Consider the following 22,862-nt stretch of genomic DNA (forward strand, 5'->3'; position numbering starts at 1 on the left):
ATTAAATTCGCTAATTTTTCTTTGGAATACTCACGCCGTATTTAACGGCAATCACTTCCGCCAGAATCGAAACTGCGATCTCTGGTGGGGTGAGAGCGCCAATATAAAGCCCAACAGGGCCATGTAACTTTTCAACCTGCTCTTGGCTGACATCAAATTCGAGCAAGCGCTCTTTGCGTTTTTGAGTATTTTTTCTGCTACCTAACGCCCCCACATAAAAAGCGGGAGACTTCAGGGCCTCCATCAAGGCCATGTCATCTAATTTCGGATCATGAGTTAGCGCAACAACAGCGGTATGAGAGTCAACACCAATCTCCAGCAAGACATCATCCGGCATACCCTTTACAAAGGCGATATCGGAGCGATTCAAGCCCTCGGCGTATTCTTCGCGGGGATCAATCACAATGACCTCGAAGTCGGAGGCCAGTGCGAAATCAGCCGTATACAAGGAAAGTTGGCCGGCACCAATAATTACCATGCGCCAACGAGGACCGTATGTGGTTTGCATTTCTTGTTCGGTACAAACAAATTCATCACTGCGCTTACCTAAGCTGAGGGTGGATTTGCCGGTAGCCAAATTGACGGAGCGGCGAGTAATTTGATGGGAGGAAATATTTGCAAGCAACTTTTCCAAAACAGCTAATTCTGGCCTAGGCTCTACCAATAAACGCAAGGTGCCACCACAAGGCAGACCAAAACGAGCAGCTTCTTGCTGGGTTACTCCGTAAACCACCATTTCTGGGGTATCGCGAGTGAGGATTTCAGTTTGAACGCGGCGGATCAGGTCATCCTCAACGCAGCCGCCCGAAACAGACCCGGCAACCTGCCCATCAGCTCGTATAGCAAGCCAGGAGCCTATTGGACGGGGTGCTGAGCCCCAAGTCTGAACCACGGTCGCAATTGCGACAGATTGACCCGCTTGGAGCCATTCGACGGCAGATTCGAGTACGCTTAAATCGGTGCTGTTCATGCGTTTTCTTCTTTTTCGTTCTTTTGTGAAAGCTTTTATTAATAACTATTTATTATCACTCTAATGAGCATCTCCGGTGAATCCTCCAAAAGCCCTAATTTGCGTCTAGCCATCCTGATATTGGCAGCGGGTGAGGGAAGTCGTTTGGGTGGATATCCCAAAGCCTTATTAAAAAAAGGCGGAGAAAGTTTGTTAAAGCGCTTTATTCAATCTACCCAGAGTTTTGACCCCATTGAGACTTTGGTCGTTACAGGCTTTTACTCGGACCAAATCGAAGCAGAAATTAAATTAATCAAGCAGTTCGTAACAAACCCAATAACTTGGGTAAAAAATCTCCAGCTGGAGTTGGGTCAAGCCTCTTCAGTACGTCTTGGTCTTGAATCTCTAAGGGGTGACTACGATATTTTGATGATTGCTTTATGCGATCAACCCAGCATAGCGAGTGCTGAGATAGAGGCATTACTAGGTCAATTTAATCAAAGAGCCGCAAACCAGGAAATCATTTTGCCAATGGTGAATGGTCAGCGAGGTAACCCGGTATTGTTTTCAAGAAGGTTGATCGATCAAATCTTATCGATTCCCGGAATGGCCTGTAGGCCCTATATGGATGAGCGTCCAGAGTTGGTCAAATTATTTATTACCGATAATCAGGCATATTTAATGGACGTCGACACGCAAGCCGACATCCAGAAACTAGGGCTTGATCCTATTTAATTAATGGCAAATTAAATTTCAGCAATCAATTCAATTTCCACACAAGCGCCAAGCGGGATTTGAGCGACACCAAAGGCGCTACGTGCATGTTTGCCAGCGTCGCCAAAGACTTCAAACAATAATTCAGAGCAGCCATTCACCACTAAGTGTTGTTCTGTGTAGCCATCAGTGGAGTTCACTAAACCCATGACTTTAACAATGCGCTTGACTTTATCTAAAGAGCCCAAGTGGTTTTGTAAGGTAGCAATCAAATCGATCGCAATAGCGCGAGCAGCGGCTTTACCAGTTTCTGTATCCAAGTCTTTACCGAGTTTTCCAACCCAAGGCTTGCCATCGCGTTTCGCAATGTGACCAGATAGAAAAACTGTATTACCGGTAGTGGCGGCCATCACATACGCAGCAGCCGGGGGACCCGCTGGGGGCAAATCAATTCCGAGGGACTTAAGGCGTTCGCTAATCTTCGTGCTCATATGAGGTTTCTATCATTAAATTAAACAAAGAATCTTACTTGGAAAGTTGGCGCATGGCGCTTTCAAGACCATTTAGAGTGACTGGGTACATACGATCTTTCATGAGGTTTTGCATGATGTCGATCGATTGACGGTATTGCCAGATGGATTCGGGCTCAGGATTAAGCCACGCAAAATGCGGGAAGTGGTCAATGAGCCGATTAATCCAAACAGCGCCCGCTTCTTTATTGTTGTATTCAACAGAGCCATTGGGGCTCAATATTTCATAAGGAGACATCGTCGCATCTCCAACAAAGATGAGTTTGTAGTCAGGCCCATATTTATTGATGATGTCTTGCGTTGCAGTCACTTGATCACGCCTACGGCGATTGCTTTGCCATAAGTTTTCGTAAACGCAGTTATGGAAATAGTAATGTTCTAAGTGCTTAAATTCAGCTTTTGCAGCAGAAAATAACTCAGCAATGCGTTGGATGTGATCATCCATCGAACCGCCGACATCCATGAGTAGCAAAACCTTGACCTGGTTATGTCGCTCGGGTCGCATTTGAATATCGAGCATGCCGGCATTGGCAGCTGTTGAATGAATGGTTTTATCTAAATCGAGCTCTAGAGTAGATCCTTCTCGGGCAAAGCGACGCAAGCGCCGTAAAGCGACTTTTATATTGCGTGTACCTAATGCTAGATCGCTGTCGTAATCCTTAAATTCTCGCGCTTCCCAGACTTTGATGGCCGTTCTGTTGCCAGCACTCTCGCCACCAATACGGATGCCTTCGGGGTGATAGCCGCTGTGACCAAAGGGTGAAGAACCGCCTGCGCCAATCCATTTATTTCCACCGCCATGCCATTCTTTTTGCTCTTTTAAAAGCTCCTCAAGACGCTTCTTTAAGGCATCCGGACCGCCTAATTTCTGCAGCGCCGCTTTTTCTTCATCCGTTAGTACACGTTGAAGTTTTTTCTCTAACCATTCCAGTGGAATATCTGGCGATAGCGCAATAATTTGTTCAATCCCGTTGAAGTAGCTACCAAACACTTGATCAAAGCGATCAAAGTGTTGTTCATCCTTAACTAAGGTCAAGCGCGAGAACTGATAAAACTCATCAATGGAAGGGTTAATAACACCCGATTTCAATCCCTCCAAAAGAGTTAAAAACTCTCGCACTGAAACAGGCACCTTGGCCTCTTTCAGATTTAGGAAGAATTGAATCAACATTGAAGAAGTCTTCTGGCTAACAAGTTAGCGATGATTGCGATTCATCATGACCAAGCGTTCAAATAGATGAATATCTTGTTCATTCTTAAGTAAAGCCCCATGCAAAGGCGGTACGACAATCTTCTCATCGCTGCTATGCAGTGCTTCAGGTGGGATATCTTCCGCCAATAAGAGCTTGAGCCAGTCTATTAACTCAGATGTAGAAGGCTTCTTTTTTAAGCCCGGCAACGACCGTATCTGGTAGAAGGCCTTCAGAGCAGCATCCAAAAGATCCTGTTTGATATTGGGGTGGTGCACATCCACGATGCTTTGCATCGTATTGGCGTCTGGGAAGGTGATGTAATGAAAGAAGCAGCGACGCAAGAAGGCATCAGGCAATTCTTTTTCATTATTTGACGTAATGATGACGAGTGGGCGATGTTTTGCTTTAATTAATTCACGGGTTTCATAGACATAAAACTCCATGCGATCAATTTCACGTAATAAATCATTCGGAAACTCAATATCTGCTTTATCGATTTCATCAATGAGCAATACTGTTGGCTCATCTGCTTCAAAAGCTTGCCAAAGAACGCCTTTGATAATGTAGTTCCGAATATCATTTACTTTTTCATCGCCCAATTGGGAGTCGCGTAAACGACTTACAGCATCGTATTCATAAAGACCTTGCTGAGCCTTTGTGGTTGATTTGATATGCCATTGCAACAGTGGCATGTTGAGGGCGGCAGCCACTTCCTCGGCGAGCATGGTTTTCCCAGTGCCAGGCTCGCCTTTAATGAGAAGAGGGCGCTGCAGCGCAATGGCCGCATTTACAGCCAATTTCAGATCATCAGTGGCGACATAACTTTGGCTACCTGCAAAGCGATTTGGGGAGGGCAAGGGGGATTTGCTCATGGACATACCTAAATAAGGACTGGATTAAGCTTTCAAGTATAGGTAAATGAGTGGAATTTTTCAGTGTTTCTACTGATTTTGGCCTCTGAAATGGCGAGAAGGGCATCTGTCCGCTATACTCTTCCCAAATTGATCTAAATCAAACTCATTAATACTGATTTCTATGAAAAAACTCTCATTTCTTCCTCATTTGGCTGTTGCTGCAACTTTAGCTTTTGCAGGTTCTGTTGCTCAGGCTGATGAAGTTAAAGGTAATGCCGCTGCTGGTAACGCTAAAGTTTGGCTTTGTGTTGGTTGCCACTCTATCCCCGATTACCGCGCTGATTACCCATTGGTATACAAAGTGCCTATGTTGGGCGGTCAAAATGGTGCCTACATTGCTACCGCTTTGTCAGAGTACAAAAAGGGTGAACGTAAGCATCCAACGATGCGCGCCATTGCTGCTAGCTTGTCAGACCAAGATATGGCTGATATTGGCGAATACTATGCTGCGCAAACTGCCAGCACACCGAACAACCCATTGAAGTGATTCATTGATAAAGATACATAGAGATACTTTTATGAAATTTGCACTAATTACAGCAGTTTTGCTCTCAAGCATTGGTTTGGTAAACGTAGCAAATGCTGCTAACGTTGATAAAGGTCAGGCATTGGTGGAGAAGGCTAATTGCGCTTCTTGCCATGGTGCAGGACTAAATGCTCCAATCTTGCCTGCCTATCCAAAGTTAGCCGGCCAGTATTCTGATTACTTGTATTACGCTTTGAAAGCATACAAAGTAGGCAACGGTAATCCTCAGTATGGACGTAACAACGCCATTATGGGCTCACAAGTTCAGGCCTTTAGCGATGCGGATATGCAAGATATCGCCGCTTATGTTTCCAGCTTGCCGGGAAATTTTGTTATTAAAAAGTAAGCCCCGCTAGCTCAGGCTACTTACATAAAAGGCTTAGAATATCTTTCTAAGCCTTTATTTTTTATAGGTTTTATCTTAACGCTTCCAGCCCATGGGCAAGGTGTTTTCGCATCACCGCTTCAGCAACTTGCTCATCTCGCTTGAGAAGTGCCCGAAGGATTTCTCGGTGCTCAACTAAAGAGTTTTGCAGTCTACCGGTACCGGTTAATGAGTCTCTACGATGTAATTTGAGTACTTTACGAAGATCGGCAATGACACCATTCATCCATTTATTACCTGCAATTTCTTGAATTAGCTCATGAAATTTGCCATTTATCTCAAAAAACTGCTCAATATCACGGTCAGCGGCAGCTTTCTCTAAGCGGTGATGCAAGTGGTCCAGCATGTTGAGTTCTGCTTCGGTAGCTTTGGTTGCGGTTTCCTTGGCCGCCTGACCCTCTAAAAGGGAGAGGATGGTAAAGATTTGCTCCAAATCCTTTCTAGCTACCTCAGTCACATAAGCGCCTCGACGCATCTTGATGGTCACAAGGCCTTCAGAGGCTAAAACCTTAATTGCCTCACGCATTGGTGTGCGGCTTATGCCGAATTGGTCAGCAAGCGATTGTTCATCTAACCAGCTTCCAGATGCCAATTGTTTGCTAAATATCTGCTCCCGCAGGCGGTCAGCAACGTCTTCATACAAGGGCCTGTTATTCAGTTTTGTATTCATAATTATGAATACATGATAACTAGACAAATGAGAAATAGTCAAGCAGAATGTAAGGATATTTCGATGCAATGCAGCAAAAATTAACCGGGAGTTTTTGTGAGTTCTAAAGAAAACAATTCATGGCCATCATTTCCAGACGCCAATCTAGAGGCCTGGAAAAAGTCAGCGCAAAAATCTGCACCTAATGGTGACGTTGATTCCTTGGGTTGGAAAACCCCGGATGGAATTCATTTAAAAGCTTTGTACACATCATCAGATGTTGAGGGTCTCAATTACACCGATACATTGCCTGGATTTGAACCATTTGTACGTGGTCCTCAAGCGACGATGTACTCAGTTCGTCCCTGGACCATTCGTCAGTACGCTGGTTTCTCAACTGCAGAAGAATCCAATGCTTTTTATCGCAAGGCACTTGATGCGGGTGGTCAAGGCGTATCCGTTGCTTTTGACTTAGCCACTCATCGCGGTTACGACTCTGATCATCCACGTGTTACCGGTGACGTTGGTAAGGCCGGTGTTGCTATTGATTCTGTAGAAGATATGAAAATCTTGTTCGATGGCATTCCATTGGACAAGGTATCTGTTTCGATGACGATGAACGGGGCTGTATTGCCAGTACTGGCCGGTTACATTGTGGCTGGTGAAGAGCAAGGCGTAAAACAAGAGCAGCTATCCGGAACCATTCAGAATGACATTCTGAAAGAGTTCATGGTGCGCAATACCTACATCTATCCACCGGAGCCTTCGATTCGTATTATTGGCGACATTATTGAGTACACCGCTAAGCATATGCCGAAGTTCAACTCGATTTCTATTTCGGGTTATCACATGCAAGAGGCTGGAGCCAATCAAGTGTTGGAATTGGCATTCACCTTGGCTGATGGCAAAGAATATGTAAAAACAGCGCTCGCTAAAGATTTGGATGTTGATGGCTTCGCAGGTCGCCTCTCTTTCTTCTTTGCTATTGGCATGAACTTCTACCTTGAAGTTGCCAAATTACGCGCTGCTCGTTTGTTGTGGTGGCGCATTATGAAGTCCTTCGAGCCAAAGAATCCAAAGTCCTTAATGTTGCGTACGCACTGCCAAACATCGGGCTGGTCCTTAACCGAGCAAGATCCTTACAACAACGTAGTAAGAACTACGGTAGAGGCGATGGCTGCAGTATTTGGTGGCACACAGTCATTGCATACCAACTCTTTGGATGAGGCGATTGCCTTGCCTTCCGAGTTCTCCAGCCGTATTGCCCGTAATACTCAGTTAATCCTTCAAGAAGAAACGCATATTCCTAGCGTGATCGATCCATGGGCGGGCTCCTACATGATGGAAAACCTCACTCAAGAGATGGCTGACAAAGCCTGGGAAATTATTCAAGAAGTAGAAGCCATGGGCGGTATGACCAAGGCGGTTGAAAGTGGTTGGGTCAAGCTCAAAATTGAAGCTGCTGCTGCTGAAAAACAGGCCAAGATAGATTCAGGCTCCGACGTCATTGTTGGCGTTAACAAATACAAGCTTGGTAAAGAAGATCTGGTTGATGTATTAATGATCGATAACGATAAAGTTCGTGAAGGTCAGGTTGCTCGCCTCAAGGAAATTAAGGCTAAGCGTGACTCCAAAAAAGTAGAAGCTGCGCTAGAAGCGTTGACTAAGGCTGCTGAGGATAACTCTGGAAACTTGTTGGAGTTATCTGTCAATGCAATTCGTTTACGAGCAACCGTTGGTGAAGTATCTGATGCATTAGAAAAAGTTTACGGGCGCCATCGCGCCGATACTCAAAAGGTGACTGGTGTGTATGCAGCTGCTTATGACTCAGCCGAAGGCTGGGCAAAACTCCAAACTGAAATTGCCGACTTTGCAAAAGACTTTGGTCGTCGTCCGCGTGTGATGATTGCTAAGTTGGGGCAAGATGGTCATGACCGTGGCGCTAAGGTAGTTGCTACAGCCTATGCTGATTTGGGTTTTGACGTGGATATCGGCCCCCTATTTCAAACTCCAGAAGAGTGTGCGCGCCAAGCGATTGAGAATGACGTACATGCCTTGGGAGTTTCTACATTGGCTGCTGGCCATAAAACATTAGTGCCGGCCATCATTGCTGAATTAAAAAGACAGGGTTCAGACGACATCATCGTATTCGTTGGTGGTGTGATTCCAAGGCAGGATTACGAGTTCCTCTATGAGGCGGGTGTCAAAGGCATTTATGGTCCAGGCACTCCAATTCCGGCTTCGGCTAAGGATGTGCTAGAGCAAATCCGCAAGTCTGTTAAACCAGCTTAGTACGGCCCATAGGCATGCTCGAAGCCGCTGATCAAGCTCTAGTGAATGATCTCACTGGTGCGCCATCGCTTAAACAGCGACGTGCATTAGCGAAGATCATTACGCTGCTTGAATCAACTCGTCTAGATCACCGTCATCGCGCTGATGAGGTGTTGAATTCTTTATTGCCAAAAACAGGTAAATCATTTCGTCTGGGAATTTCAGGCGTTCCAGGAGTTGGCAAGTCGACCTTGATTGAGACTTTAGGTCTTTACCTCATTGATAAAGGTCATCGAGTCGCCGTATTGGCGATCGATCCTTCATCCAGTATCTCTGGCGGTTCTATTTTGGGTGATAAGACCCGTATGGAGCGTCTATCCGTTCTGGAGCACGCCTTTATTCGCCCAAGTCCATCGTCTTGTACGCTGGGTGGTGTTGCAGAGAAGACGCGTGAAGCCATGTTGGTTGCTGAAGCCGCAGGTTTTGACGTGATTATTGTTGAAACCGTTGGCGTAGGGCAAAGTGAGATTGCAGTTGCGGGTATGACAGACATGTTCCTACTAATGCAACTCCCCAATGCCGGCGATGATCTACAAGCGATTAAAAAGGGTGTGATGGAAATCGCAGATCTGATCGTCATTAACAAAGTAGACATTGATCCTGATGCTGCAATGCGCGCGCAGTTATTTATTACAAGCTCATTGCGACTGCTAGGCTTTCAAGGCAATCCAGATCACGCATCCCATAACAAAGAATTTTGGCACCCACAAGTCATGACCTTAAGTGCCTTAGAAGGTAACGGCGTTCCGGAGTTATGGGAAAAGGTCTCTCATTTTGAATCTCTCCAAAAAGCCAATGGGAAATTTGATTCTCGGCGCAAAGAACAATCAGGTGCTTGGATGTGGGATCGCATCGATGCAGGATTAAAAAATGCATTTCGTAGTAATGAAGCCGTTCAAGCGCTTCTACCAAGCTTGGCAGCGCAGGTAAACCAAGGAACTATGGCAGCTTCAGTAGCGGCAAGACGACTACTGGAAGCCATGGGGCATGAATTTTTCTAAGGAGCAGGAAATGAAGGAAATCATTCAACAACTGGAAGCTAAGCGTGAGCTTGCTCGATTGGGTGGCGGGCAAAAGCGTATTCAAGCTCAACATGCGAAGGGCAAATTAACTGCTCGTGAGCGTATTGAGCTTTTGCTGGATGCTGGCACATTCGAAGAGTGGGATATGTTTGTTGAGCACCGTTGTCATGATTTTGGCATGGCCGATCAAACCGTTCCTGGCGACGGTGTTGTCACTGGGTACGGAATGATTAATGGTCGCCTAGTGTTTGTTTTCTCACAGGACTTCACTGTTTTAGGTGGCTCCTTATCAGAGGCTCATGCAGAAAAGATTTGCAAGATCATGGATCAAGCCCTCAAGGTAGGCGCTCCTGTAATTGGCCTCAATGACTCTGGCGGTGCACGTATTCAAGAGGGCGTTGCCTCACTTGGCGGCTATGCAGAAATCTTCCAACGCAATGTAACTGCGTCCGGTGTTATCCCGCAAATTTCCTTGATCATGGGGCCTTCAGCTGGTGGTGCCGTCTATTCCCCAGCCTTGACCGACTTTATCTTCATGGTCAAAGATAGTTCTTACATGTTCGTGACGGGCCCTGAAGTAGTGAAGACTGTGACTCATGAGGATGTTACTGCTGAAGAGTTGGGTGGCGCAGTGACTCACTCAACAGTATCCGGTGTTTGCGACTTGGCTTTTGATAATGATGTTGATGCAATCATGATGCTGCGTCGTTTCTTTAACTACTTACCGCTCTCAAACCGCGAGAAACCACCTTTGATCAAGGGGGCTAATCGTACAGAAGAGCCTGATTTTTCATTGGATACCTTGGTGCCATCCAATCCCAATCAACCTTACGATATGAAAGAGTTGATTGAGAAGATCGTTGACGACGGTGAATTCTTTGAATTACAGCCGGACTATGCAAAAAATATCGTGATTGGCTTTGCTCGTATTGAAGGCCGTTCGATAGGTATTGTTGCTAATCAACCACTGATTTTGGCCGGTTGTTTGGATATCAAGGCATCCATCAAAGCTGCGCGTTTCGTACGCTTCTGCGATGCCTTCAATATTCCGGTTGTGACTTTAGTTGACGTTCCTGGCTTTATGCCTGGCACTGCACAAGAATACGGCGGCATTATTAAGCATGGTGCAAAATTGCTCTATGCGTACGCTGATTGCACCGTGCCCAAGGTAACTTTAATTACTCGTAAAGCTTATGGTGGCGCTTATGACGTGATGGCGTCTAAGCATTTACGTGGTGACGTGAACTTTGCCTGGCCTTCAGCAGAAATTGCCGTGATGGGCCCTAAAGGCGCCGTGGAAATTATTTTCCGTGAAGAGAAGTCGGATCCAGAAAAAATCACTGCACGTGAAGCCGAGTACAAGTCGAAGTTTGCCAACCCCTTTGTGGCAGGTCGTCGCGGCTATATCGATGACGTCATTCTTCCGCACGAGACCCGTAAGCGTATTGCTAGATCACTTGCGATGCTCAAAGATAAAGACTTGAAGAATCCTGCGCGTAAACACGGCAATATTCCTCTGTAAAGGCGCTGACAAATTATGACTACGAAAATGTTTAAGAAAATTCTGATTGCTAACCGCGGCGAGATTGCTTGCCGTGTGATGATGACCGCTAAAAAAATGGGCATCAAGACTGTTGCTGTTTATTCTGAGGCAGATAAAGAGGCGCGTCACGTACAGCTGGCAGATGAGGCTGTTTGCATTGGACCAGCACCTTCACGTGAATCCTACTTAGTAATGGACCGCATTATTCAAGCCTGTAAAGATACCGGCGCTGAAGCGGTTCATCCTGGCTACGGCTTCTTATCTGAGAACGAGCAGTTTGCTAAGCGTTGCGAGGAAGAGGGCATTGTCTTTATTGGTCCTAAGCATCAGTCTATCGCTGCTATGGGAGACAAGATTGCCTCCAAGAAGCTTGCCTTAGAGGCTAAGGTGAATACGATTCCTGGTTATAACGAAGCGATTGACACCACTGAAGAGGCCGTAAAGATTGCCCAAGGCATTGGCTATCCCGTCATGATTAAAGCTTCTGCAGGTGGTGGCGGTAAAGGCTTGCGCGTTGCATTTAATGACAAAGAAGCTGCCGAAGGTTTTGCAGCTTGTAAAACGGAAGCGATGAACAGCTTTGGTGATGATCGTATTTTTATCGAGAAGTTTGTAGAGGGTCCGCGTCATATTGAGATTCAGGTTTTAGGGGATTCTTATGGCAATGTGGTTTATCTCAATGAGCGTGATTGCTCCATTCAGCGCCGTCATCAAAAGGTCATTGAAGAAGCACCTTCACCTTTTATCGATCCAGCGACTCGTAAGGCGATGGGCGAACAAGCGGTTGCATTGGCAAAGGCTGTGAACTACCAATCCGCCGGCACAGTGGAGTTTGTGGTTGGTAAAGATAAGTCTTTCTACTTCCTAGAAATGAATACCCGCTTGCAGGTGGAGCATCCAGTGACTGAGAGTATTACTGGGCTTGACTTAGTCGAGCAGATGATTCGGGTAGCCGCTGGTGAGAAGTTGGCATTCAAGCAAGAAGATGTGAAGTTGGATGGTTGGTCTATGGAATGCCGTATCAACGCCGATGATCCATTCCGCAACTTCCTCCCGTCAACTGGCCGTCTAGTGAAGTACCGTCCGCCAGAGTCTATCAATGGAGTGCGCGTTGATACTGGCGTGTATGAGGGCGGTGAAATTCCGATGTACTACGACTCGATGATTGCTAAATTAATCGTTCACGGCAAGGATCGCACCGAAGCTATTGAAAAGATGCGTTCAGCATTGAATGATTTCGTGATTCGCGGCATTCATTCCAATATCCCGTTTCAGGCAGCATTACTTCAGCACCCTCGCTTCGTGAATGGCGACTTTACAACTGGCTTTATCGCTGAAGAGTATCCAGAGGGCTTCAAAAAGGATTCTGTACAGCCCGCTGATCCTAAGCGTTTGGCAGCATTAGCTGCTTTTATGCGCTATCGCTATCTAGAACATATCAAGATGATTGATGGTCAATTGGCTGGCCATGAAATGATCATTGCGAAGAAATTCGTCGTGGTTACTGGTAAAAAAACCGGTTCCATGAATGATCCGTATGAAGTGCCCATTCGTGTTGAACTCAAAGATGGCATCTATTCTGTCTACATCGATGATGCTGATGGTGTGAGTCGTTATGACATTGTGAGTGACTGGCGTCCTGGGCAAATTTGTCTACACGCGACTATTAACGGTACACATAAAATTACTGCGCAAGTAGAGCGACGTGGCGTTAAGTATCTTTTAATTCTGGATGGCGCCCATTTCGAATGTATGGTTCTGAGTCCTTTGGGTGCAGAGTTACAGCGTCGCATGCCTGTCAAGTTGCCACCAGATACTTCTAAATTAGTAATGTCTCCGATGCCAGGCCTATTAACAAAAATTGCTGTCAAGGCTGGTGAAGCGGTTACTGCAGGTCAGAAGCTAGCCTCAATTGAAGCGATGAAGATGGAAAACACACTATCCGCTATGCAAGATGGTGTAGTTGCTGAAATCTGCGCTAAAGAGGGCGATAGCTTAGCGGTAGATCAGTTAATTATTCGTTTTGAATAATCCAGGTTAATGACTATGAGCACTAAACCATTCAAGATTTTAGGTATCCAGCAAATCGCCATAGGCGGCGAAAATAAAGATCGACTCAAGAAGCTTTGGGTTGATATGCTTGGGTTTGAATACAAAAGCACTTTTGTCTCTGAGCGTGAAAACGTGGATGAGGATATTTGTGCGATTGGTTCCGGTGCCCATGAGATTGAAGTTGATCTCATGCAGCCATTTGATATCGAAAAGAAACCAGCTGTACATCAAACACCCCTGAACCATATTGGTTTGTGGGTGGATGACCTCCCTAAAGCGGTTGAGTGGCTCTCAGCCAATGGCCTGCGCTTTGCTCCAGGAGGCATCCGCAAGGGTGCTGCAGGCTATGACATTACTTTTGTGCACCCCAAGGGAAATGACGAGTTTCCGATTGGCGGTGAAGGGGTGCTCATTGAGCTGGTTCAAGCGCCTCCCGAAGTGATTGCAGGATTGAGTTCATAATTTGGTTTTGTAATTAGCGGATAGGATTCAAATTGGCAAATATATTGGCCATCGACACCTCTTCGGCGTGGTGTTCGGTGGCTTTATCTTTAGGTGATAAAGCACCAGAGTTCAAGCATGAAGCTGTTTCAGCGGGTGCCAGCCAACTCCTATTGCCCTGGGTGGAGACACTACTGGCTAATGCAAAACTGTCTTTAAAAGATCTTGATGCTATTGCTATTGGTATTGGACCTGGTGCATTCACGGGAGTTAGATTGGGTGTTGCGGCAGTACAGGGTCTCGCTGTTTCAAATAATCTTCCAGTCATATCCGTATGTAGCTTAGATGCCATAGCTGCGCAAATCATAAGTACCAACTCTTACAAAATGAGTAAGCCTCAACGATTCATGATTGCCGTTGATGCACGCATGGAAGAGATTTATTGGGCGAACTATGAGTCTCAAGCTACTCAATTACCAAAACGCGTGAGTGATATTCACCTTACAAAGCCTGAAGATCTTCACTTTGATGGCCTGCAACTCATAGCGGGTAGTGCTTTAAATGCCTATAGCAGTCGCTTGCCGATATTTGCTGGCTCAAGGGATGGCGAGATCTCAATTTCTGCATTGGGTGTCTTAGAGTGCGCCAAACAGTCATTTAAAGAAGGTTTGCAGGTAGATGTTCGACTGCTTGAGCCAATGTATGTCCGCAATAAAGTAGCTTTCACTACCGCAGAGCGTGAATTGGGAATGAGGTAATGTCCGACATTTCCCAAGCGGGAGAAGTTGCGGAGCTCTCGTTCATGCCAATGCAAGCCGCAGACTTGGATGAAGTTCTCAAGATAGAAACCGTCTCGCATATTCACCCTTGGACAAAGGGTAATTTTTCTGATTCTTTGGCTGCTGGACATTGGGCTTATTGCATTCGGCCGCAAGTAGACCAAATGGTGAAGGGTAGTTATTTGGATCCAGCAGTGCTTTGGGCTTACTGCATCCTATTTCCTGCGGTAGATGAATTGCACCTTCTCAATATTACGGTGTCCCCCCATTTGCGTAAGCTTGGTCTGGGCCAAAGGATGATGGCTGCGATTGAGGGTGTGGCAGCCCAACAAAAAATGCCCCGAATTATCTTAGAGGTAAGACCAAGCAATACCGCTGCGATAACGCTCTATCAAAAATTGGGGTACGAGCAAATCGGCGTGCGTAAGAATTACTATCCAGCGAATCTGGAGACTGGATCTCGTGAGGATGCGCTTGTAATGGCTAAATCGATTAAGCTAGAGCTATGACCAATACACATTCAGCCTTCTTAAAAGAAATGGGCATCACCGAATGGACTTCCCGGGATGTTGTGCAGGCGACAGCTTTAGTAACCGAGCAGACCAACCCTCAAGCCTCTCCTGAGGTAGTGCAGTCAGCTCCAAGAACCAGTCATGGGATGTGGTGGTTTTTTGGTAACGAACCACAGGGCGATGCTCAAATCTTGTTCCAAAATATGATTCGTGTTTTGGGGCTAGCTAAAAATGAGTGGGCTTGGAAAAATCCAAGTCAGAGTCTTGGTCAGTTGAGCGCCCCTGAAATGCCTGTTGTAGCAATGGCCTTCGGTGGACCTACTGCTCAAAAAATTACCGGTGAAAGAGATCCATTGCCGCAGTTGCGCGAAACGGTTTTGGCTTTAAATACTGGTAATGAAGAAGAGATTCCAGTGATTGCTTCTTTTGAACTTAATCAAGTGCTAGCAAAACCAAGTGATAAAGCGTTGCTCTGGCAGGATATGTTGTTAGCGAGATCCGTTCTGCAAAACAGTTGATCTAAGAGTATTCAAGCCTATTGCTTGTGTTCGCCGATCAGATGCATGGAGTCATACTCCGCTTGATTCCTGGCGTGGCGTTTAATCACTAGCCACATAATTAGGCTAACAATCAAACCAAATCCGATAATCACAAATTGAACCGGTATATCCAGCCAGATCAGCAGAGAATAAATCAACAGCATCACCAAAACAGAAATGTTCTCGTTAAAGTTCTGTACTGCAATGGAGTGGCCAGCAGACATCAGGACGTGACCACGATGCTGCAACAAGGCGTTCATTGGCACCACAAAGTAACCCGCTAACCAACCTACTAAAATTAATAAAAAATAAGCAGGCAATAAGTTCAGTGATATTTGAAACTTACCTACGGTAAAAATGCTCGTGTTGGGAAGTAAGTCTGAGTTGTAGACCGCCATGACGCAGACAACTAGGCCCATAGCAATGCCATAGGGCAATACGTTTAAGGATTTACGAAGCGGAATGCGCCAAGCCGCATAAACGGCGCCACCAGCAACACCTACGGCTGAGATGGCTTGTAAAATGGCGCCCTGGGATAGGTTCATATGCAAAGCAACTTGCGCCCATTTGATGACAATAAATTGCAGGGTTGCTCCAGCCCCCCAAAACAAGGTTGTTACTGCGAGAGAGATTTGACCTAGGCGATCATTCCAGAGTGTCTTGAAGCAAATGGCAAAGTCTTTGACCAATTCGATTGGATTGGTTTTTTGGGAAACGTATCGAGCGCCAGTATCGGGAATCTTTAGGTTAATGAGTGCGGCAACAACATAAATCATCATGATGATCAGAATTGCTGACTCTGCTGGCGTATCAATACCAGTGTCAAATGTAGGCATGTCTAGGGCTAAAAGACTTTGAGATACCGTACTACTAATCAGTACGCCACCTAAAACCGTGCCCAAAATGATTGAGCCAACCGTTAACCCCTCGATCCAACCATTGGCAGCGACTAATTTTTCAGGAGGCAGAAGTTCGGTCAAAATTCCATATTTAGCCGGTGAGTAAGCGGCGGCACCCAGGCCAACGATGGCATAGGCCATCAAAGGGTGGCTACCGAACAGCATGGCCACGCATCCAACAAACTTAATGGTATTGGTAATGAACATGACATTTCCCTTGGGGCGGGAGTCTGCAAAGGCTCCGACAAAGGCTGCCAGAAGAACATAGGACAATACAAAGAACAATTTGAGCAGCGGCGTCATCCAGGCCGGAGCTTGAAGCTGGGCCAAGAGCGCAATAGCGGCAATTAGGAGAGCATTATCAGCAAGCGACGAAAAAAATTGCGCCGCCATAATGATGTAAAAGCTACGGTTCATTCGTACAATCTAGTCATTACTGCAATTAAAGCATGAAAGGAGGGGTGAAAATGAGTGATTCAGCTAACGGCCTGATTAATAGACCAATTTTGGCATCTATTGATATTGCCGCCTTTCAGCATAATTTAAACCGAGTTCGGGAATTGGCGCCAGAATCCAAAATTTGGTCTGTCATTAAAGCCCGAGCCTATGGCCATTGTTTTGAAGCAGCGCTAAAGGGGCTGTCCTCTACGGATGGCTTTGCCTTGTTAGACATACAAGACGCAGCCTGGCTAAGGGAGCATGGCTGGCAGGGGCGCATCCTCCTTTTAGAAGGTTTATTTCATGAAAATGAACTTAGTCGAGCAGAGGATTTAGCGTGCGACCTGGTAGTCCATTGCGATGCACAGGTGGAGTGGCTAGAACGATTTAAAGGCAAAAACCATAAGCCTGTAAGTGTCTTTCTAAAGATGAATACTGGCATGAATCGCCTAGGATTTAAGCCCGAAGTTTATCGAACTGTATTTCATCGTTTGCATGCAGCTGGTTATCACATGCACCACATGACTCATTTCGCCAATGCCGATCAAGTGGATCAATTGCCCTCAGTAGGGGGTCAGCAAGAGTTATTTAATGAAACCATTGCTGGTTTAGAAGGCGCGACATCCTTGGCAAATTCGGCAGCTATTCTGTGGCACCGGAACGCCTTGGGCGATTGGGTGCGCCCTGGCATCATGCTCTATGGGGCATCACCTACCGGATTGCATTCTGACATCGCGCATGCAAATCTTAGAGCGGTCATGCTTCTTCATAGTGAAATTATCGATATTCAAGATCTTCAAAAAGGGGATCGCATTGGTTATGGCGGTCGTTATGAGGCGCCTCATGCAATGCGTGTTGGTATTGTGGCTTGCGGCTATGCCGATGGTTATCCACGGCACGCAAAAGATGGCACTCCAGTTTGGGTTAGCAACGGTGATCATGGCGTGACCTGCCCACTAGCTGGAAGAGTCTCCATGGATATGTTAGCCATTGATTTAAGCAATGCGCCAAAAGCAGGCATCGGAAGTGTTGTTCAGCTGTGGGGTGACAAAGTTCCAGTAGACGATGTGGCACAAATGAGTGGAACTATTGGTTATGAATTGCTTTGTGCTGTAGCGCCTAGGGTTCCTGTTGAGATCCAGTAGCTAAAGACATTGGCAAGCTGGTAAATAAAAAAATCCTCCAGAGCGGAGGATTTTTTATGAGATCAAAATTACTTATTCCAGATCTGCCACCATCTGCGTTCTTTTTGAACACGTTGACCAGTGAGCATCATTTGACTATCAGGAAAGTTTAATTTGAAGACACGAGCCGAATCGTTGCTGAGATCAATCATGCCAAGCTTCTCATAAGACTTGGTGAGAATGTAGAGCGCTTCTTCAACAGCAGGTGCGCGATCATAATCACGAATGACTAGTTGTGCGCGATTGGCTGCAGCAAGATAGGCGCCACGCTGATAGTAAAAGCGCGCAACAATAACATCCGCCTCAGCAAGAGAGTTCACGATATAGCGCATACGGTCTAATGCATCTGGAGCGTACTTACTGTCTGGGAAACGTTCGACCACTACTTTGAACGACTCAAAAGCTTCTTTGGCAGCTTTAGGGTCGCGCTCACTGAGATCCTGGCCGGTAAACTTGCCAAGCCATCCCAAGTCATCATTAAAAGTAATAAGGCCTTTTAAGTAGTAGGCGTAATCTAGACTCGAACTACCTTGATGTAATTTAATAAAGCGATCAATCGCAACCAGTGCTTGAGTTTGCTCTTGCGCTTTCCAATAACAATAAGCAGAGTTAATTTGCGCTTGTTGTGAATAGGGTCCGAAAGGAAAGCGTGCCTCTAATTTTTCAAAGTACTTGCCGCACTTAGCATAGTCGGCATCATTGAGTTTGTCAGTGGCTTCAGAGTAGAGTTTTGCCTCTGACCAGATATCTGTGTCATCTTTACTGCCGTCGCTACCTGCGCATCCACCTAAAAGCATTAATGCGAACATAAGGGCTAAAAGCAGGGCGTAAGAGGTGCCACCTACATGGAAACTCTTTTTTTGTGAGGAAGAAATCCCAGCAAGCCTTAAACTGGCGTCTGATATTACGTCGGACATAACTGAAAGGCTCTCTAAGCGTGGCATTGCCGCAAACTCCTGATTCGAATCCCATTGATTATATCGATGATGAGGATTTCATCTCCCTAGATATCCCTTTGGAGATGGCTGGTGAGCGCTTGGACAAGGTGCTAGCAGGGTCTTTGCCTGATTATTCACGTAATCGCCTGAAAGCTTGGGTTGAGGCTGGGGCGGTTATGGTGGACGGAAAGGTTACTAAAGCCCGTTATTTACTCCATGGCGGCGAGAGCGTTAAGGTCTTCCCCCAGGAAATGCCGGAGCAGTTTGCCTTCAGCCCTGAAAATATTCCCCTAGATGTGGTTTACGAGGATGAGGACATCATTGTTGTCAATAAGCCACCGGGCCTAGTGGTTCACCCAGCAGCGGGAAATTGGTCTGGAACCCTCTTGAATGGTCTCTTGTTTCATTATCCTGAGCTCAAGTCACTCCCTAGGGCGGGGATAGTTCATCGCCTGGATAAGGACACTTCAGGCCTGATGGTTGTGGCGAGAACATCTCAGGCCCAAACCTCCCTGGTACGTCAACTTCAGGAAAGAACAGTAGGGCGTCGCTATTTGGCTTGGGTGTGGGGCGATGCTCCAAGTCAAGGCAAAGTCCTAGCTTCGGTTGGGCGTGATCAGCGAGATCGCCTCAAGATGGCCGCAGGCAGTCCACAAGGAAAACCGGCAGCTACTTTATTTCGACGCTTGGCTAAGGGATTAGTTGGAGAGTCTGCTGTCGCATTGCTAGAGTGCCGATTGGAAACAGGGCGCACGCATCAGATTCGCGTCCATCTAGAATCACTCGGCTTTCCATTGGTGGGCGACCCGGTCTACCGTAAAAAGGTTCCAGGCGCAGCTAAAAATCTTTCATTTAATCGCCAGGCATTACATGCCTTTGCTTTAAGTCTTCAACATCCAGTGAAGCATGAATTAATGACTTGGTTCCGCTTGCCACCACAGGATTTATTGGACTTATTGCCGCAAGTTGGAATGAGTGATGAAGTTCTCCCTAAAGAATCTGTCGTGTTGGCCTCCATTGAAAATGAGTCACGCGGATGAGTTTGGTTGCGCCTCAATGGCCCGCCCCAAAGTCGGTGCGCACAGCAGTAAGCACAAGATTAGGTGGGGTAAGTCAAGCTCCATATGATTCTTTAAACCTGGGTGATCATGTGGGGGACCGTGTTGAAGATGTTTTAGCCAATAGAGCTATTTTTACTAAAGAGATGCCAGGTGAGCCTATTTGGTTAAAGCAGACTCACCAAATAACAGTAAGCACTCCGAAAAGTCGAGACCTAAGCCGGAGGGTGGCAATTGAGGCTGATGCCTCTGTCACCAATACTCCAGAAGAGGTCTTAGTCATCATGACGGCAGATTGCCTGCCAGTGTTATTTACTAACTCCAAAGGGACTGCCATTGGTGCTGCGCATGCTGGCTGGAGAGGGCTTTGCGCAGGAATTCTGGAAAACACCATTTCTGAGTTGCTCAAAATTTCTAGCGGTTCCACTGCAACAGACTTTATGGCTTGGTTAGGGCCAGCAATTGGACCCGAATCATTTGAGGTTGGGGGGGATGTTGTGAAGTCGTTTCAAGACTCCGGCTTTCCTGTGCCAACGAAGGCATTCACAGAAATATCTCATAAACCTGGAAAGTTTCTTGCTGATATCTACATACTAGCTCGATCCCGTTTAGAGGCTTGTGGCGTAAAAATGATTTTTGGCGGTGAATACTGCACCGTTCGAGATCAGCAGCGGTTTTTTTCTTATCGTCGCGATGGTGAGACTGGAAGATTTGCCTCGGCTATCTGGATTGAAAAATAGCTTGTGCACAAAAGCATGCGGGTTAGTACTAGCCCATGCACCAAGCTAGGGTTATTGCGTATAACTCTATAGTCCTTAAGGGCGGAGAATGTCTCTAATTAATTGAAGAGACTACTATGTTTGCAGGCATGAATACCGGTGCATCACCATCTTTGGCACCGCATCATATGGCGCTCATTCCGCCAGAGCGTTTATCTGAAATCCAGAAAGAATATTTCACTGAATTAGCGCACATTGCAACCAATCCTGAAGCGATTGAGGTTAAAGATCGTCGTTTTGCAGGTAAGGCCTGGCACTCATCCTGGAGCAAAGTTATTGCTGCTACTTATTTACTGAATTCCAAGCATCTCATGGAGTTAGCAAAAGCAGTTGAGACTGACGAAAAGTCCAAGCAGAAAATACTATTTACCACTGAGCAAATGATTGATGCTTTGTCGCCATCAAACTTTATCGCCACTAATCCAGAAGTATTGGAAAGCATTATTAGCTCCCAAGGACAATCTATTCAAAAAGGCATTGTCAATTTATTGGGGGATATGAAAAAAGGTAAGGTCTCTCAAACGGATGAATCCGCTTTTGAGGTGGGAAAAAATATTGCCACCACTGAAGGTCATGTGGTGTTTCGTAATGAGTTATTCGAGTTAATTCAATACACACCATTAACGGAACAAGTATTTGAACGCCCATATTTAATGGTGCCACCATGCATCAATAAATACTACATTCTAGATTTGCAGCCTGACAACTCTGTAGTGCGCCACATGGTTAGCCAAGGGCATACAGTGTTCTTGGTTTCCTGGAAGAATCCAGACGCTTCCATGGCGCAGGTGAGCTGGGATGATTACGTAAGTAAGGGCGTAATCAAAGCAATTGAAGTCGTAAAAGAAATCGGCGATACCAAGCAAATTAATATTTTAGGATTTTGCGTTGGCGGAACCTTAACCAGCTCCGCATTAGCTGTGCTCGCAGCGCGAGACGAGCACCCGGCAGCCAGTTTGACACTCTTAACTACCCTATTGGATTTCACGGATACCGGAATTCTTGATGTCTTTATAGACGAAGGCATGGTGGATATGCGCGAGAAATCTATTGGCGGTAAAGGGGGCAAGTACGGCATGATGTCTGGCCTTGATTTAGGCAATACCTTTTCATTCTTACGTCCAAATGATTTGGTATGGAACTACGTAGTAGAGAACTACCTCAAAGGTAATTCACCCCCACCATTTGATTTGTTGTATTGGAATGGCGACTCTACCAATCTTCCTGGCGCAATGTACTGCTGGTATTTGCGTCACACCTATCTGCAAAATGATTTAGTCAAACCGGGCAAAGTAAAAATTTGCGGTGAAAAGGTGGATCTCGGAAAAATCAATTGCCCCGCGTATTTATATGCATCCCAAGAAGATCACATTGTTCCTTGGAAGTCTGCTTACGAATCGACTCATCTTCTCAAGGGAAAAAATCGTTTCGTATTGGGCGCTTCTGGACATATTGCGGGTGTGATCAATCCTCCGGCAAAAAATAAGCGCTATTACTTTGAAAATAGCAAGATTGCTCCAACAGCTCAGGAGTGGCTAGAGGGCGCTAAGCAAATTCCAGGAAGTTGGTGGCCCGATTACACCAAATGGCTTGAGGAATTTGGTGGCGCAAAGAAACTGGCGAGTACTATTTTTGGAAATTCAAAGTACAAAAAAATGGAAGCGGCACCTGGTGTGTATGTAAAAGAAAAAGCAACGCCAGAACTCAAATAATAATTAACGAAGGTTTTAAAAAGGGGAAAGTAATGTCTAAAAAAGTCGCATATGTAACTGGTGGTATGGGTGGTATTGGCACTGCTATCTGCCAACGTCTGGCTAAAGATGGCTTCAAGGTCATCGCAGGCTGCGGTCCAAATTCTCCGCGTAAAGATCGCTGGATTGGTGAACAAAAAGCCTTGGGCTATGACTTTATTGCCTCCGAGGGTAATGTTTCTGATTGGGACAGCACAGTTGCAGCCTTTGAAAAGGTAAAAGCTGAGGTAGGTCGTGTGGACGTATTGGTGAATAACGCCGGCATTACCCGTGACAGTGTTTTCCGCAAAATGACCCCAGACGCATGGAAGGCCGTTATTGATACCAACCTCAATTCCTTGTTTAACGTTACTAAGCAGGTGATTGATGGCATGGTTGAAAACAACTGGGGCCGGATCATTAATATTTCTTCTGTAAATGGTCAAAAGGGCCAGTTTGGTCAGGCGAACTATTCCACGGCAAAGGCAGGTCTTCACGGCTTCACTATGGCCCTAGCTCAAGAGGTTGCCACTAAGGGCGTTACTGTAAATACCGTATCCCCAGGTTATATTGGCACTGATATGGTTAAAGCTATCCGCGAAGACGTTCTTGAAAAGATCGTTTCTGGCATTCCAGTGAAGCGTTTGGGCACCCCTGAAGAGATTGCCTCAATTTGTTGCTGGATTGCATCCGAAGATGGTGGCTATGCTACTGGCGCAGACTTCTCGTTAAACGGCGGTATCCACACTGGTTAATA

23 protein-coding genes are annotated in these 22,862 nt (G+C 46.1%); 16 read left to right on the plus strand and 7 right to left on the minus strand.

Annotation, left to right across the window (positions count from 1 at the left end; all coding sequences use genetic code 11):
* Positions 1–10: 10 nt before the first annotated feature.
* Positions 11–970, minus strand: coding sequence for an XdhC family protein (locus FD963_RS05310; RefSeq protein WP_215363673.1), 960 nt, complete (start codon positions 968–970; stop codon positions 11–13).
* A 63-nt stretch (positions 971–1,033) separates the two neighbouring features.
* Between FD963_RS05310 and FD963_RS05315 the strand changes: the two genes are divergently transcribed.
* Positions 1,034–1,684, plus strand: coding sequence for an NTP transferase domain-containing protein (locus FD963_RS05315; RefSeq protein WP_215363675.1), 651 nt, complete (start codon positions 1,034–1,036; stop codon positions 1,682–1,684).
* An 11-nt stretch (positions 1,685–1,695) separates the two neighbouring features.
* On the opposite strand, the gene FD963_RS05320 is transcribed toward FD963_RS05315, so the two are convergent.
* From FD963_RS05320 to FD963_RS05330, 3 genes are read right to left on the minus strand one after another with little or no spacing between them, the layout of a single operon-like run.
* Positions 1,696–2,154, minus strand: coding sequence for a RidA family protein (locus tag FD963_RS05320; RefSeq protein WP_215363678.1), 459 nt, complete (start codon positions 2,152–2,154; stop codon positions 1,696–1,698).
* A 34-nt stretch (positions 2,155–2,188) separates the two neighbouring features.
* On the minus strand, positions 2,189–3,364 hold the full coding sequence (locus FD963_RS05325) for a VWA domain-containing protein (RefSeq protein ID WP_215360208.1): 1,176 nt from the start codon (positions 3,362–3,364) through the stop codon (positions 2,189–2,191).
* A gap of 24 nt (positions 3,365–3,388) precedes the next feature.
* A complete protein-coding gene (locus FD963_RS05330) occupies positions 3,389–4,258 on the minus strand; it encodes an AAA family ATPase (RefSeq protein WP_371818487.1) in 870 nt (289 codons plus the stop codon).
* Positions 4,259–4,421: 163 nt separating this feature from the next.
* Here FD963_RS05330 and FD963_RS05335 point away from each other — a divergent pair, with 163 nt between their 5' ends.
* A complete protein-coding gene (locus tag FD963_RS05335) occupies positions 4,422–4,787 on the plus strand; it encodes a cytochrome c (protein ID WP_215322115.1) in 366 nt (121 codons plus the stop codon).
* Between the two features lie 31 nt (positions 4,788–4,818).
* Positions 4,819–5,172 carry a cytochrome c gene (locus FD963_RS05340; RefSeq protein WP_072582384.1) on the plus strand — a complete coding sequence of 118 codons (354 nt, stop codon included), beginning with the start codon at positions 4,819–4,821 and terminating at the stop codon, positions 5,170–5,172.
* Positions 5,173–5,242: 70 nt separating this feature from the next.
* Here the strand turns inward: FD963_RS05340 and FD963_RS05345 are convergent, their stop codons facing one another.
* Positions 5,243–5,881 carry a GntR family transcriptional regulator gene (locus tag FD963_RS05345; protein ID WP_215363684.1) on the minus strand — a complete coding sequence of 213 codons (639 nt, stop codon included), beginning with the start codon at positions 5,879–5,881 and terminating at the stop codon, positions 5,243–5,245.
* Positions 5,882–5,977: 96 nt separating this feature from the next.
* Here FD963_RS05345 and scpA point away from each other — a divergent pair, with 96 nt between their 5' ends.
* The 8 genes from scpA to FD963_RS05385 are packed head-to-tail and all read left to right on the plus strand — an operon-like array spanning position 5,978 to position 15,058.
* Positions 5,978–8,152 carry a methylmalonyl-CoA mutase gene (gene scpA, locus FD963_RS05350; RefSeq protein ID WP_215363686.1) on the plus strand — a complete coding sequence of 725 codons (2,175 nt, stop codon included), beginning with the start codon at positions 5,978–5,980 and terminating at the stop codon, positions 8,150–8,152.
* Between the two features lie 14 nt (positions 8,153–8,166).
* A complete protein-coding gene (meaB, locus tag FD963_RS05355) occupies positions 8,167–9,192 on the plus strand; it encodes a methylmalonyl Co-A mutase-associated GTPase MeaB (RefSeq protein ID WP_215363689.1) in 1,026 nt (341 codons plus the stop codon).
* A 10-nt stretch (positions 9,193–9,202) separates the two neighbouring features.
* Positions 9,203–10,735, plus strand: a complete 1,533-nt coding sequence (locus tag FD963_RS05360; RefSeq protein WP_072582555.1) for an acyl-CoA carboxylase subunit beta — start codon at positions 9,203–9,205, stop codon at positions 10,733–10,735.
* A gap of 15 nt (positions 10,736–10,750) precedes the next feature.
* A complete protein-coding gene (gene accC, locus FD963_RS05365) occupies positions 10,751–12,787 on the plus strand; it encodes an acetyl-CoA carboxylase biotin carboxylase subunit (protein WP_251367336.1) in 2,037 nt (678 codons plus the stop codon).
* 15 nt (positions 12,788–12,802) lie between these two features.
* Positions 12,803–13,270 carry a VOC family protein gene (locus tag FD963_RS05370; protein WP_215363691.1) on the plus strand — a complete coding sequence of 156 codons (468 nt, stop codon included), beginning with the start codon at positions 12,803–12,805 and terminating at the stop codon, positions 13,268–13,270.
* Positions 13,271–13,302: 32 nt separating this feature from the next.
* Entirely contained in the window at positions 13,303–14,007 is a 705-nt protein-coding gene (gene tsaB, locus FD963_RS05375) for a tRNA (adenosine(37)-N6)-threonylcarbamoyltransferase complex dimerization subunit type 1 TsaB (protein ID WP_251367337.1), read from the plus strand.
* Positions 14,007–14,537 (plus strand): ribosomal protein S18-alanine N-acetyltransferase, encoded by a 531-nt coding sequence (gene rimI, locus FD963_RS05380; protein WP_215363692.1) that lies wholly within the window; start codon positions 14,007–14,009, stop codon positions 14,535–14,537. The genes tsaB and rimI overlap by 1 nt, the downstream gene beginning before the upstream one ends.
* Complete coding sequence (locus tag FD963_RS05385; protein ID WP_215363694.1) at positions 14,534–15,058, plus strand: hypothetical protein; 525 nt, start codon at positions 14,534–14,536, stop codon at positions 15,056–15,058. The genes rimI and FD963_RS05385 overlap by 4 nt, the downstream gene beginning before the upstream one ends.
* A 17-nt stretch (positions 15,059–15,075) precedes the next feature.
* Here the strand turns inward: FD963_RS05385 and lplT are convergent, their stop codons facing one another.
* Entirely contained in the window at positions 15,076–16,395 is a 1,320-nt protein-coding gene (lplT, locus tag FD963_RS05390) for a lysophospholipid transporter LplT (protein ID WP_215363696.1), read from the minus strand.
* A 74-nt stretch (positions 16,396–16,469) separates the two neighbouring features.
* Here lplT and alr point away from each other — a divergent pair, with 74 nt between their 5' ends.
* Positions 16,470–17,561 (plus strand): alanine racemase, encoded by a 1,092-nt coding sequence (alr, locus tag FD963_RS05395; RefSeq protein ID WP_215363892.1) that lies wholly within the window; start codon positions 16,470–16,472, stop codon positions 17,559–17,561.
* Positions 17,562–17,629: 68 nt separating this feature from the next.
* Here alr and FD963_RS05400 read toward each other — a convergent pair whose 3' ends face one another.
* A complete protein-coding gene (locus FD963_RS05400) occupies positions 17,630–18,517 on the minus strand; it encodes an outer membrane protein assembly factor BamD (RefSeq protein WP_215363698.1) in 888 nt (295 codons plus the stop codon).
* Between the two features lie 20 nt (positions 18,518–18,537).
* Between FD963_RS05400 and FD963_RS05405 the strand changes: the two genes are divergently transcribed.
* From FD963_RS05405 to FD963_RS05420, 4 genes are all read left to right on the plus strand, one after another.
* The gene (locus FD963_RS05405) at positions 18,538–19,578 is read left to right on the plus strand and encodes an RluA family pseudouridine synthase (RefSeq protein WP_251367338.1); all 1,041 of its coding nucleotides are present in this window, start codon (positions 18,538–18,540) and stop codon (positions 19,576–19,578) included.
* Positions 19,575–20,336 carry a peptidoglycan editing factor PgeF gene (gene pgeF / locus FD963_RS05410; RefSeq protein WP_215363699.1) on the plus strand — a complete coding sequence of 254 codons (762 nt, stop codon included), beginning with the start codon at positions 19,575–19,577 and terminating at the stop codon, positions 20,334–20,336. Before FD963_RS05405 ends, pgeF begins: the two co-directional genes overlap by 4 nt.
* A gap of 116 nt (positions 20,337–20,452) precedes the next feature.
* Positions 20,453–22,087: a class I poly(R)-hydroxyalkanoic acid synthase gene (phaC, locus tag FD963_RS05415; RefSeq protein ID WP_215363702.1), complete on the plus strand. Its 1,635-nt coding sequence runs from the start codon at positions 20,453–20,455 to the stop codon at positions 22,085–22,087.
* A gap of 32 nt (positions 22,088–22,119) precedes the next feature.
* Complete coding sequence (locus FD963_RS05420; protein ID WP_215360863.1) at positions 22,120–22,860, plus strand: 3-ketoacyl-ACP reductase; 741 nt, start codon at positions 22,120–22,122, stop codon at positions 22,858–22,860.
* The last annotated feature ends 2 nt before the right edge of the window (positions 22,861–22,862 follow it).

It is taken from the genome of Polynucleobacter sp. JS-JIR-II-50 (genome assembly GCF_018687895.1).
Lineage (GTDB): Bacteria > Pseudomonadota > Gammaproteobacteria > Burkholderiales > Burkholderiaceae > Polynucleobacter.